The sequence below is a fragment of the Pseudovibrio axinellae genome (assembly GCF_900110875.1).
Classification (GTDB): domain Bacteria; phylum Pseudomonadota; class Alphaproteobacteria; order Rhizobiales; family Stappiaceae; genus Pseudovibrio; species Pseudovibrio axinellae.
Genome location: NZ_FOFM01000010.1, coordinates 1 through 12,112, shown reverse-complemented (window position 1 = coordinate 12,112; position 12,112 = coordinate 1). Strand labels below are relative to the sequence as shown.

The window sequence follows — 12,112 nt, the reverse complement described above, 5'->3', positions numbered from 1 at the left end:
GATAGTGATAAGATCATGACAGAACCAAGAATACTTGGCATGGGTCCCTGTAAAGTTATGTGCATTATTGGCACACGCCCTGAGGCCATAAAAATGGCTCCGGTCATCCGAGCAATATCCAAATGTCCATCGCTTCACGCCCATGTTCTGATGACTGGACAACATCGCGAAATTGCGGCCCAAGCATTGGAGAGTTTTGGCATTCTCCAGTTGAACTGGCTCAAGATTGCGAAGGGTTGTCATGACCTGGCCGACCAAGCCGGAGAACTGCTCAAGGGCATACGCAAACATATCAGCGAGCATCATCCTGAATACGTTTTAACGCATGGCGATACCACAACAGGCTTTGTTGGAGCGTTGGCAGCGTTTTACGGCTCAGTCGCGGTCGGACATGTTGAGGCAGGCTTGCGGAGCGGGGATTTGTATGATCCTTTTCCTGAGGAAGCTAACCGGCGGCTTGCTGACCAGCTGTGCCATCGTATGTTTGCACCAACATCTATAGCGCGAGACAACTTGCTTCGTGAAGGAATAAGCAGTGACAAGATCCTGACAACGGGCAACACTGTTGTCGATGCTGTGCGTCATCTGGCGCGAGAAATTAAGCCGGCGCGCGAGCTAGCGGAGCTTCAAGGCGTTCTGGGCCCCGAAAAGCGAATTGCTTTGGTGACGACGCACCGGCGCGAAAACTGGGGTCAACCCATGCGCAATATTTGCAATGCTATCAAGCGGAGCCTTAATGCGCATACTGATCTGCAGGTCGTTTTACCAGTGCACCCAAACCCGGCGGTTAAAGATGTTGTGGTCTCAGTGCTCGAGAAAGTGCCGCGCGTGCATCTTGTTGAGCCACTGTCATATGAAACGCTTATTGCATTGGAACGCGATGCAGATCTGATCCTCACAGACAGCGGCGGCATCCAGGAAGAAGCACCTGAGTTTGGAACGCCGCTCTTGATCTTACGTAAGACGACAGAACGACCTGAGGCACTGACCAGTGGTTTTGCAAAACTCGTCGGCACTAATCAGAAAGCCATTGTTGATGAAGTCGCACGCATCTTACGATCAGACCAGACAAAGGTAGATCGCAAGAACCCATTTGGCGATGGGCATGCATCACAACGAATTGCTCAGGCCGTCGAAACACACATAAACTCAACGCATGACATCAAGATCCGCAATGTTGGCTAACCATAAGCCGCTCTCACTTTTAGTTCCATAATCTACCTTATGCGTAATTAGGTTGTGATTAGGTATGACACACCTATGATGCTGCCTTGGCCACTTCACAGTGTCCAATCCATGTCTGCATGCCAAGAATTAAAAGCCTTAATAATGCTGTATGCGTTTCGTATCTGTCAGATGGTACGTTTATTTGGCTTTGCAGCGATGTATGAACATCAAGAATATAAAACTACAGAAGCGCAAAGCTCGCTGCCTTTAAGGAATGCAAGTGCTCAGGCACGCTTGGGGGTTATGATTGTAGGCTCATCATCAAGGCTGCGGGGTATCTCATAACAAAGGTCATGCTATTCATCTTCCTTGGGCCGCGCGGGTAAATAATAGTTCAATCTAAAGGGTGCCGCTACAGACTAGCCTCCCTACTCTATGCTAAGAAATGAACAACTGCATGGCGCGCATGGAAATCACAGGCTAAAGAGTAAGTAAATATATTTTATTTTATCTATATATACTTTGATTTACTGTAATTATATCGAAATATTCGGTACAGGCATAAGGTAGATTATGGAATTAACAGATATTACTTTGGTACATCTTTAGTATGTCTTGATGCTATTTGCGGATCGCTTGGCAACCCCAAAATTCGGCGCGCGCGCATCACTGCAGACGTTCCTATGACGGCTCCATCGACAATAAAAAGGCCAGTTTCTGCGGTTTCTTTATGCTTTTGGATGATACCCAGCGCCCACTGAACCTCTTCATCACGAGGTTCAAAGCACGCATTGATAACCTCGACCTGCGACGGGTGTATGGCAAACTTGGCATTAAAGCCCATATCCCGAGCGCTTTTGGATTCATCTTCAAGATGTTCGGGGTCGTTAAAGTCCAGAAAAACCCCATCGATGGCCCATAAATGGTTTTCGACGGCTGCATTTATAAGCATACCTCTTGGCCATATCAGGCTTTCCCAGCTCATGGTAGCACCTGTATAGAACGAGTAGTCCACCTCACCAAAAGCCAGAGCATACAAGGGCGCAGGTGCAGAGGCAATCGCTTCTGCGTTGGCAATACCAGACGGCGTTTCAAGGTACGGACAGAGTTTTACGAGTTCTCTCGTGGGGTGTTCATGTACTAATTTATGAAGGACTACCAAGTCTCTCGGGCTTTCGCACTTTGGCAAAAAGATCCACTCAGGCAGCTGAGGAAGCTCCATCAAACACTGCATGTCCTTCATGCCATCGATGGTGCTTAGCGGACTAATCCGCACTCCAATCTCGCAAGCACTTTGGCCGCGAAGTCCATGTGGGAGGTTTGCTAACTGATCGCGTGCTGCTTCTTTTGCGTTATCACAGACCCCATCCTCCAAGTCGAACAACACACACTCGGCACCGGACCCGACTGCCTTGGAAAAAAGATGGGTTTTATCTGCAGGCAGGTAAAGTATGCTCTTCATACCGAAACTCCAACCAATCCACCAACATCGTTAAGTACTGTTTTATCTCACGAATATTTAATTTCGTGAGAATGCACCGCGTATGCGTAGTTTTTTAGGCAGAGTGAGGGCAAAACGCACCGGGTACTTGCTCAATCCTGTATAAGATCATTACAAGCCCCTGCACTTTCATTCGTAAACAAGCCTGATAGCTCTCAACGCTGCCTGTGCACCCCCAAAGCTCCAAACGAAGCGATTTGGGAGAGCGACACCTGGTCGTCATTTGCCGATGTATGCTGGCCAAGGTTTGCACATGAGGGACGATCAGGAGCTGGCCCTATGGCCAGCCCTAGAAGCATAGATAACCGTGCGCTTTCCAGAGCTGAACGCGCCTTACTCTGGAGAGTGCCTATTGTGGGTCTTCAGCAAGTTTCGGCTTCTTTTGTGCAGCTCTTTAACGCCATCGGGCGAATGCCTAGGCGTTTAAACAAATGTGCGTCTTTTGACTCTTCCGGATTGTCTGCCGTGAGCAGTGTTTCGCCTTTGAAGACGGAGTTAGCGCCGGCAAAGAAGCACATAGCTTGCGTTTCTATTGACATTTCTGTTCGTCCTGCCGAAAGTCGCACATGAGACTTGGGCATCATGATGCGCGCCACTGCGATGAGGCGAACAAACTCGATCGGCTCAACGGGCTTTGCATCCTGCAACGGTGTCCCTTCAATCGGAATCAGCATATTGATCGGCACGCTGTCGGGGTGTTGTTCCAGAGTCGCGAGTGAGACCAGCATGTCAAGGCGATCCATGTTTTCTTCACCCATTCCAACAATACCGCCGGAACATACCTTAATGCCAGACTCTTTGACCAGATTGAGCGTTTCAAGGCGATCTGAGAACTTACGCGTGGAAATGACCTCACTATAGTAACGCTCTGAGGTATCAATGTTGTGGTTGTAATAATCCAGACCAGCGTCTTTAAGGCGTAAGATCTGCTCTGGGGTCAACATACCAAGCGTCATACAGCTTTCCATGCCAAGCTCTTTGACGCCTTCCACCATCATTTCAATCGCACGCATGTCACGATCTTTAGGGGAACGCCACGCAGCGCCCATACAGTAGCGTGTAGCGCCGCCGTCCCTCGCCTTTTTGGCCTCTGCAAGAACAGTTTGCACTTCCAAAAGCTTGGATGCCGGTAGGTCTGCATTGTTTCGGGCAGACTGGCTGCAATAAGAACAATCCTCGGGGCAACCGCCTGTCTTGATGCTCAAAAGCTGACTTTGCTGGACCTCATTGGGGTCAAAATGCTCGCGGTGAACGCAGTGAGCTTTAAACAGAAGATCATTGAATGGCAGATTGTAAAGAGCTTCAGCCTCTTCACGTGTCCAGGTGTTCCGAATTTCAGATGAATTTTGCAAGCGGTTCAACTCGTAGATTTCCCCTAGGGCGTGTTTTGCCGTGAAATACAACAAAAACGAAGCGCATACAATGATCTATTAGGCCGACCAATTAAGCAAGTTGCACTGTATGCCTATAGAAGATTTTCAAATGTTCAGGTTTCGCGCTGCCCAGCCTTTATTGCCTGTGACGGACAGAGCCGGTTTGCATACTGCGTGGGCTTAAAACTTTGCAACTTGAGATCCTGATGAAGCCAATACACTTAGAACTTATAGCGAAAGCCCCCAGTTGCGTATTGAGAACCACCCTTTGTATCGCTGATAATGCCATAGGCACCTGAGCGATGGTGAAACCTAAAAAAAAGCTGTTTGTCTGGAGCTGATGGGAGTGCAAAAGTAATTTCTGGCGATAGGAAATGAAGAAGCCTGCTTCCACCTCCCTGCCCGCCGCGCTTTTGTTCAATATCACTCACGCCGGTGGCATAGTTTACCCCTGTCGAAACAGCTATGCTTGTCATTAGATAGTCATTCCACGGAAACGCCGAATACCGTACATAAAGGGCTGCCCAAAACTCCGTTTCATGCTGAACGCCGAACCGCTGTCCGACGCCAAGTTCAGGCTCAAAGTCCAAAATATTCTTGAACGACAGCAAAGACCTTGAGATTGTTGCTCCCACAAAATAGTCGTTGTTGTAGTCCCAGTTCCATGCAGGCAGCCCGGTGGTCGCAATATCGCTCATACCGGTCTTCACAAAACGGCCACCATATACGCTGACGGCACATTTACCCATGCATGGCGCATTAGGCTTGCTCCATTGCCAACCTGAAGCCTCCTGCGCATATGTATGGTGCGGAGCTAACCCAAAAAACAGCAACAAAGAAATTAACTCTAAGTAATATCTATAGCAAATAGAGCGACAATTTAGATATTTCCTAGTCATAAAAGCCAATCTCTTAACTAATATGCAGAATGAATAATGTATTTAATATTATGTGTTATTCAATTTGCTCGATTATACTTTAATCGCAAAGCCATATATAAATAACCTTTGATTATACGTGTAGTATTACTAGGTAGTATAGTCAGGTCGTTAGGCAGGTTTATAATCGGTATTTGTTGCTTCCGTCACGTGCCTTATGCTGACACAGTTCAAGCGTGCTATCCCGTTTTGAGTGAAATTCCCTGAATTCTTTTCGTTATCCTACCTGAGGCAGGAGGTGTATTTTAATCGCGACAATTGCCGTTTACGCTGTGTGCAGGGATTTTAAATGAAGCAAATCTATATGGTTTCACTTTGCGTTGCGCTTCTTACAGCGCCCGCACTGGCTGGTGCGAGCAAAGAGCAACTTGCAACGCAGTATTTGGAGCAAACCCAAATGCTAGCAAAATTAAGCGACACAACGCTTAATGAGTTGCGAGGGGTGATCTTTGATATCTATATGAGGAAAGACCCAATCACCGCGCAAGAGCACGCGGATATTTGATAGAGGGCGAACTGACCTGTCCGCGCAGCTGGTTGCACGTCTTACGAGTGAGTTTTCAAATGTTGAGCTAGAGCAGCTAATAAACTCAGATGATACCGCAGCGCAGGCATTTCATCGCTTAAACCTTAAGATGGAATATGACCGGGACTCGCGAGCGTTCGTGCTTGTGAACGTTCAAGATTGAGCCCAACCCGATGTTTTGCAGTTTTATCGCGTTGGACGATGGCTCATTCCCCTTAAAAACTAAGTCTGGATCATAGGGCGCGCGCTCATGGGAGCAGCCAGCAGATAAAGGTGTAAACTGATATTTAGAGCAGATGGTCGGAAAGGAAATTCCATCTGGCTCCCTTGTTTACTTTCCTGTGCTGATCAGATCTCGGATTTTAACGGCCTTTTCAAAATGATCGAGCGCATGGGTTTTTATCCACCATTGTGCTGCTTCCATCAGTAAGTCTGGATCATCATTTTTATTTGCAAAGAACGCATAAAATGAAAGGCCTACCCCCTCGCCTTTCTTCGCGATTTTTTCATCGCACACCTTAATGGCTTTCTCTCTTAAGCTTGATCTCATCTCTGGTTTCCTAATGTTCAAAGCCCTCTTTGTATAAGCCGTTGCCAGCCCACAGGTGGTCAGAAAGAAACGTCATACACTCCTTTGTGCAAACAACCATGCCCTTTGCCCCAACATCCTGCCGAAGGCTGTGAGCAAACCAAGGTAGGCGCATCCTGGAGTTAGAGTTGCCTGTGAAATTTGTGGGAGAATTCTTGGGATTGCAGCAAGGGCCAATAAAGAACAAGGTTCATGCTCTGTTTTTCCAAAATTTCAGCATGTAGTTTTTGGCGATGTCACCAGGCTAAGCGCATTTATCGATATTGCCAAAGTACTATGCGTTCATTCTGCGTTTTGAAAACACCTGTTTGTGCTGGGGGCATAATTGATGCGTTTGTTATCTGGGTTACTGCGGTCATTTATCAAACGCGGTCAGATGCGCGTTTATGATGTTAAAGGTGCTTTGCATAGCTTCGGCTCTGGCGATGATGGCCCCACCGTAACAATTAGGCTACACGACAAAAAGCTATATCGCTCCTTGTTCCTAAATCCTGAACTCGCGGCTGGCGAGGCTTATATGAATGGCACGCTGACCATGGAGCAAGGGTCTTCTTGTTATGACTTTCTGTTCTTGTTCTCAATCAACCGCGCGCCGCTAGGTGCTCATCCCGTCCAAAGCCTGCTGCGCAAAGGTTGGAAATCGCTTCGGCGCCATCAGCAGAAAAACAGCGTGGAGCGCGCCAAAAAGCAGGCGCGTCACCACTATGATCTGTCCACGGACCTTTACCGTTTGTTTTTGGAGGGCGGGCTGAATTACAGCTGTGCCTACTATCGTAGCGCTGATGACACATTGGAAGACGCGCAAGAAGCTAAACTCACGCATCTTGTGGCCAAACTTGATTTAAAGCCAGGAATGAGAGTTTTGGAAATTGGCGGAGGCTGGGGGAGCCTTGCTATTCGCATGGCGCAGGCAGGAGCAAAAGTCACGTCACTCAATGTTTCGCCTGAGCAAGTGAACATCGCCAAGCAGCGGACTATTGAGGCTGGACTGGATGATCGAGTTGAGTTTCTTTTAAAGGATTACCGCGAATTTGAAGGCAAATTCGACCGGGTGATTTCGGTTGGCATGATGGAGCATGTGGGTATTGGTCATCTGGACGCATATTTTGCGAAGGTTGGTGAGTGTCTGAGCGATAATGGCTTTGCGGTGATCCATTCTATTGGGCGGATGACACCTCCCGGCACCACTGGGCCGTTTATACGCAAGTATATTTTTCCAGGAGGGTATGTTCCGGCTTTGTCGGAGGTCTTTGCTTCTACTGAGCGCCTTGGTCTTTGGGTATGCGATGCCGAGGTTTTGCGACTGCATTATTACTACACCATTCGAGATTGGCGAGGCCGTTTCGAGGCACGCCACGAAGAGGTTAAGGCCTTGTACGACGAGAAATTTTGCAGGATGTGGGAGTTCTATCTTTGTGCGGTTGAACTCGGCTTCCTCCACGGCTCCAACATGGTATTTCAGCTCATGCTATCAAAAGAACGTGACGCTGTCCCACTCCTTCGCGACTTTACCGTAGACAATGAGCGGGCAATGAATAGCGCAAAGACGCCGGTCCAAGCGGGATAGCCCAGATGCTGATACGCACAATCGCACTTTGAACTAAGCGGTACTTTTGTGAAAAGTACCGCTATTGTTAAAGCTTATGCAAAGAGGAAGTCGTCGGCACTGAGAGTGTTATAACCATCAAACCAACCTTCTTCGAGCACGATAACGTCGTCGAAATAGGCCACCTCATAATCATCAAACCAGCCGCCATCATCAAAACTCAACTGATCAATTGAAGTGACGCCAGCTTGGCTTAAGTCGATCTTATCTTCACCTACTGTAAAGTCGGTGATCGTGTCTGTTTGTCCATCTGCAACAAAGATGAAGATATCAGCACCTGCCCCACCAGTCAGCTCATCCATGCCCTCACCGTCACATATCCGGTCATCGCCATTGCCCGCGGTGATGTGGTCGTCCCCGTCAAACCCTTCAATCGCATCGTCTCCGGTATTGCCACGCAACCAGTCGTCTGCGTTAGATCCGAGTATGAAGGCGTCATCACCTAAATGGCCGGGGTCATCAAGAGGAATGAATTCGTCCTCAACCCACCGATCATCCGCTGTGTCCTCGTCCAAACCAGAGACAATAACAAGACTGTCGCGCTCCATCTCCTCGTAAAACATTGAGGATGCGATTACGTTGACAGCCTTGGCATAATTGACTGAAGAATGTGAATCCCACGCGAACGGGTTGTAGATATTACCCCCATCCCAATAAAGCGGCGTCCCGTAATATGCATTATAGAAGATCAAATTACTGGTCGCGTACTCATAATCTTGATCATTTCCGAAGACATCTGCTGAACCCTCGGAGATACCTGAAGGGACCGGATCATTCTCAAAGTCAACACTGAAGATCTCCGCTCCTGAATCCAGCAGGCTGTCGCCGTCCTCAGGCGTGTAATGGGAGGCAAACCCAACATAGTTCGCATCTACAAAGAAGCCCTCTAAAAACTGGTCGCTCCGTTCCGCCATATTCGTCACTGCGCCCCCGCCGAGTGAGTGACCAGTAACGATCAGGTCTTGTGCAGTCAAACCATTTGCAATCATGAAGTCCTTGAGCGACGCGAGTAAGTCAGCAAAGGCTTTTTCGACGTATTCTGGCTCAGATTTCAAAAACTCCAGGTAATCAAATATGTCACCAAACTCGTCGGTCCCACGAATAGCAAAAGCAACTGATGTTACTTTGCCGTTTTCGTCATATTGGGCAAAGACTTCAGCCTGAGCGTCTTTAAATTCCTCTGTTTCACCATGATACGCCCCGTTCTCGTCAACGGAGCCCGAATACCCTAAGACTTCGGGAGCAAGTATGGTCCATCCACCCACAACTTGCTCACTACTAATTACAATAGAGGTATCGCCTGCTGCATAAACCGATTGGTAGGTTTGATTTGCATAGGTTGCAAGCGCCATCGCATTTACAACCAATTCCGACGCGTCTTCGTCCTTATATTCAAAAAATGCCATTCAATCCTCCTCTGGCTCCAATTAGCAGAGACACACTTTCCTTGCGCGTAAGTCTCCACTTTACGTAAACGGAATTATTTCCCCAGGCAGTTTGATGCAAGAGCAAATGTTTCTTAATTGAGGTGTTGAGGAGTGTTTCATGGCCAAGAGACGAAGTTTAGAAAACGACTACGATATCAAAGACCGCATTCGTTTTTGGTCCGTCTAATCGCAGCCGAGTTTACCGGGTAAATAGCGTGCTGTTGAAGCGAGATATTTTCATAGTTTCAGACCTCGATATGAAGCGCAAAATATCTCCATTTTTAAACCAGAGCAATTGCAGGGGCGATTACACGGGGATTTCCTATAAACCCAATTTAACTAAGATGGATTTTGAATAAACGGGTAGCGTAAAACTTATGGCTCTGAACACCAATTCTATTAACTGCCAACCAATACATTTGTGTATTAAGAAAAATATATAGCTTTTTGCAGCCTAATTTGCTACTTAACTTTCAAAGGCTAATAAAATATGGAAAATACTTCCGTAAAAGCTCAAAAAAGCATAGACGTTGTTTTAGCAGCCGATCATAAATTCTTACCATATACTGCGGTGACTATTAACTCGATACTACGTCACTGGCGCAGCTCCTCAATGCTTAGAATATTCATACTGGTCGATAAAGAGCCCAATGAGGCCTACAAATTCAGATTCAATGTTCTCTTACAAAGCAAAGATAAAGCTTCAATCATATTTTTAGTAGCTTCTGCTGGTCGGTATGCTGGTATAAGAACGACCCCAGGCATATCAGAGGCTACTTTTTACCGCCTCAACATGCACTATATGCTTCCAGAAGACTGCAAACGGGTTGTTTATACAGATAGTGATGTCATATTTAAAAGTTGTATTTCAGAGTTATTTAAAGCCGACCTAAAAGGGAATCTCTTTGCAGGTGTCGAAGACTCAGTAAGTACTTATTATAATGAGAAATTTGATGTACCGCCCGATGCTCCGCATGTTAATGCGGGGGTCTTGTTGGTCGACATTAAACTGATGAGATCCATTCCGTTCACCGACCTTTGCATGAACTTTATCGAGGAACACGGTCAGCGTATCGAGCTAGGGGATCAGCAGATCATTAATGAAGTGTTCTCAGATCAAATCACCTACTTGCCAGTACGCTGGAATGTGCACGGTTCGATGTTCGAGAAGAACTGGCCAAGTAACACAGTCGGTGTGCGCAACAAAATGTCTCTCAATGAAGCCCTAGACGCAATACAGGACCCGAGCGGCATTCACTACACATACAAAAGGAAGCCCTGGACGTCACTGAACCATCCTAGAGCAAGAGAATGGTATGAGTATGTAAAAGGATGCGGATTTGAAGATAAAATCGCCAGAATAGATATTCTAATTGCTGGAACGAATAAGAATAAATTAATTGCGCGCAACACCGAATACATCACCAAGACTTGGAGCAAGATAAAAAAAGCGATTACGAAAACAGATATTTGGAAAATATCAAGAGATATATATCGGAGAAGCTGGCCTTCCAAAGTCAAAGTTGATTATAGATTAGCTTACAATAGCGGAATGCTTTCTAATCAGTTCCATGAATTGCTATACCAACGGGTTGGCGAGGCAGAGTTTTCAGCATCGATTGCTCTTGATAATCTAAGGCAAGGTGGAAATGTGCTCACGAATATGCGGAAAATCGATCTGCAAGAATATAATTCAAACCTAACTTGGTTATTTTCAAGTAATTCAGTTGGTCAAAGATATATTAATAACTCGAGCTTTGTTGCCTTAACAGTTTATAGACCTGATACAGAGCAGTTTTGGAAATGTATCGAACAGTCATCATTTTACGGATTACCAACGTACTTTATTGAATCAAGTTTTTTTGCTTCATTTGGTGGCTATTTTGACGATACATTGGATGGTAAATACAGAAGGCCTATTGGTTTTGTAATAGATGATATTAGATATTACTTTGATGCAAGAGGACCATCACGACTTGAGATTGAGCTAAATAAAAGCGGTCCAATTATTAATGATAAGCAGATCGCGCGATCTAAAAGTCTTATTAGAAAAATTATAGATAGCAGAATAACAAAGTACAATGCCTACGTCTCTAATGAGAGAAAAGATATGTCTGCATTTGAAGGTGTTGTGCTCGTTGTGGATCAAAAGCGAAGCGATATGTCTATCGAGTTGGCGCGTTCAGACAATGGTGTTGTAACTAATATGTTGGATCAGGCTCTCTCTGAGAACCCCAATAAAGTGATCCTGTTTAAGTGGCACCCTGATAATATACATATGAATGCTGAGATACACATTAAAAATAGAGAAATGATTATAGAAGTTAGAGACGAGTTCTCTACTGTAGATATTTTAGACGTTTGTTCAAAGGTTTATACAATATCTTCACAGGTCGGATTTGAAGCCTTGCTAAGAGACAAGGAGGTCGTCGTCTACGGACAGCCATTTTATTCTGGCTGGGGGCTGACAGATGACAGGAACAAAAACCACAGAAGAACAGAGAAGCGGACAATCGAGGAACTGTTTTATCTAACCTGTGTTAAAAACTCTATATATTTCGAAGGGAAAACAGGAAACACCATATCCATGGAGCAATCCATCGAGAACATATTGAAAATGCGTGCAGAATTGGACGCCACCCAAAAGGAAAGTTTGGCATCTTAAGGTTGTTGGGAGGCTTAGGACATGATCTGCAATATTTTCAATGAAATAAATGGGACAACCCTCAGGAGTATTAACGAGGAAGAGGGCAATTATATAAAAGCCAAGATTGAAGAGTGGAAGCCAAAAGTATTTGTAGAAATTGGCACTGCCAGCGGACTATCTGGAGCTTTGATATGTCATTGGATGGAAGAATACGGAGCACCGGCTTTCCATACGATTGTCCTCGTGACCTGAGACCCAAGTTTCCTCCAGTTTTTGTGAGGATCCATTGTTTGTATTCAAGCCTTATGCGGCTATCATTTCCAGCCCTATCTGCCCGG

General features: G+C 46.1%; 10 protein-coding genes. 5 read left to right on the top strand and 5 right to left on the bottom strand.

All coding sequences use genetic code 11. The annotated features are described in order from the left end of the window. The first annotated feature begins 15 nt into the window (after positions 1-15). On the top strand, positions 16-1,185 hold the full coding sequence (gene wecB, locus BMZ51_RS18090) for a non-hydrolyzing UDP-N-acetylglucosamine 2-epimerase (RefSeq protein WP_068007602.1): 1,170 nt from the start codon (positions 16-18) through the stop codon (positions 1,183-1,185). Between the two features lie 571 nt (positions 1,186-1,756). Here wecB and BMZ51_RS18085 read toward each other — a convergent pair. The 3 genes from BMZ51_RS18085 to BMZ51_RS18075 form a co-directional block, all read right to left on the bottom strand. Continuing rightward, positions 1,757-2,629, bottom strand: a complete 873-nt coding sequence (locus BMZ51_RS18085) for an HpcH/HpaI aldolase/citrate lyase family protein (protein ID WP_074882223.1) — start codon at positions 2,627-2,629, stop codon at positions 1,757-1,759. Between the two features lie 401 nt (positions 2,630-3,030). Beyond that, entirely contained in the window at positions 3,031-4,029 is a 999-nt protein-coding gene (gene bioB / locus BMZ51_RS18080) for a biotin synthase BioB (RefSeq protein WP_244271397.1), read from the bottom strand. Positions 4,030-4,262: 233 nt separating this feature from the next. Continuing rightward, complete coding sequence (locus tag BMZ51_RS18075; protein ID WP_068007606.1) at positions 4,263-4,790, bottom strand: hypothetical protein; 528 nt, start codon at positions 4,788-4,790, stop codon at positions 4,263-4,265. Between the two features lie 478 nt (positions 4,791-5,268). Here BMZ51_RS18075 and BMZ51_RS18070 point away from each other — a divergent pair, with 478 nt between their 5' ends. After that, a complete protein-coding gene (locus tag BMZ51_RS18070) occupies positions 5,269-5,484 on the top strand; it encodes a hypothetical protein (RefSeq protein ID WP_068007608.1) in 216 nt (71 codons plus the stop codon). Between the two features lie 352 nt (positions 5,485-5,836). Here BMZ51_RS18070 and BMZ51_RS18065 read toward each other — a convergent pair whose 3' ends face one another. After that, positions 5,837-6,055 carry a DUF6500 family protein gene (locus BMZ51_RS18065; protein WP_068007611.1) on the bottom strand — a complete coding sequence of 73 codons (219 nt, stop codon included), beginning with the start codon at positions 6,053-6,055 and terminating at the stop codon, positions 5,837-5,839. A gap of 367 nt (positions 6,056-6,422) precedes the next feature. Here BMZ51_RS18065 and BMZ51_RS18060 point away from each other — a divergent pair, with 367 nt between their 5' ends. Further along, positions 6,423-7,661: an SAM-dependent methyltransferase gene (locus BMZ51_RS18060; RefSeq protein WP_068007614.1), complete on the top strand. Its 1,239-nt coding sequence runs from the start codon at positions 6,423-6,425 to the stop codon at positions 7,659-7,661. Positions 7,662-7,735: 74 nt separating this feature from the next. Here BMZ51_RS18060 and BMZ51_RS18055 read toward each other — a convergent pair whose 3' ends face one another. Further along, positions 7,736-9,106 (bottom strand): M10 family metallopeptidase C-terminal domain-containing protein, encoded by a 1,371-nt coding sequence (locus BMZ51_RS18055; RefSeq protein WP_068007617.1) that lies wholly within the window; start codon positions 9,104-9,106, stop codon positions 7,736-7,738. Positions 9,107-9,617: 511 nt separating this feature from the next. On the opposite strand from BMZ51_RS18055, the gene BMZ51_RS18050 reads away from it, so the two are divergent. Both BMZ51_RS18050 and BMZ51_RS18045 read left to right on the top strand, forming a co-directional pair. Next, positions 9,618-11,792: a glycosyltransferase gene (locus BMZ51_RS18050; protein WP_068007620.1), complete on the top strand. Its 2,175-nt coding sequence runs from the start codon at positions 9,618-9,620 to the stop codon at positions 11,790-11,792. 21 nt (positions 11,793-11,813) lie between these two features. Continuing rightward, positions 11,814-12,026: a hypothetical protein gene (locus tag BMZ51_RS18045; protein WP_068007623.1), complete on the top strand. Its 213-nt coding sequence runs from the start codon at positions 11,814-11,816 to the stop codon at positions 12,024-12,026. The last annotated feature ends 86 nt before the right edge of the window (positions 12,027-12,112 follow it).

Excerpts from the sequence above, each read along its gene's own strand:
- BMZ51_RS18060 (WP_068007614.1), top strand. The coding sequence starts at position 6,423 with ATGCGTTTGTTATCTGGGTTACTGCGGTCATTTATCAAACGCGGTCAG.
- BMZ51_RS18075 (WP_068007606.1), bottom strand. The coding sequence starts at position 4,790 with ATGGGTAAATGTGCCGTCAGCGTATATGGTGGCCGTTTTGTGAAGACC.
- BMZ51_RS18045 (WP_068007623.1), top strand. The coding sequence starts at position 11,814 with ATGATCTGCAATATTTTCAATGAAATAAATGGGACAACCCTCAGGAGT.
- BMZ51_RS18050 (WP_068007620.1), top strand. The coding sequence starts at position 9,618 with ATGGAAAATACTTCCGTAAAAGCTCAAAAAAGCATAGACGTTGTTTTA.
- BMZ51_RS18065 (WP_068007611.1), bottom strand. The coding sequence starts at position 6,055 with ATGAGATCAAGCTTAAGAGAGAAAGCCATTAAGGTGTGCGATGAAAAA.
- wecB (WP_068007602.1), top strand. The coding sequence starts at position 16 with ATGACAGAACCAAGAATACTTGGCATGGGTCCCTGTAAAGTTATGTGC.
- BMZ51_RS18070 (WP_068007608.1), top strand. The coding sequence starts at position 5,269 with ATGAAGCAAATCTATATGGTTTCACTTTGCGTTGCGCTTCTTACAGCG.
- BMZ51_RS18085 (WP_074882223.1), bottom strand. The coding sequence starts at position 2,629 with ATGAAGAGCATACTTTACCTGCCTGCAGATAAAACCCATCTTTTTTCC.
- BMZ51_RS18055 (WP_068007617.1), bottom strand. The coding sequence starts at position 9,106 with ATGGCATTTTTTGAATATAAGGACGAAGACGCGTCGGAATTGGTTGTA.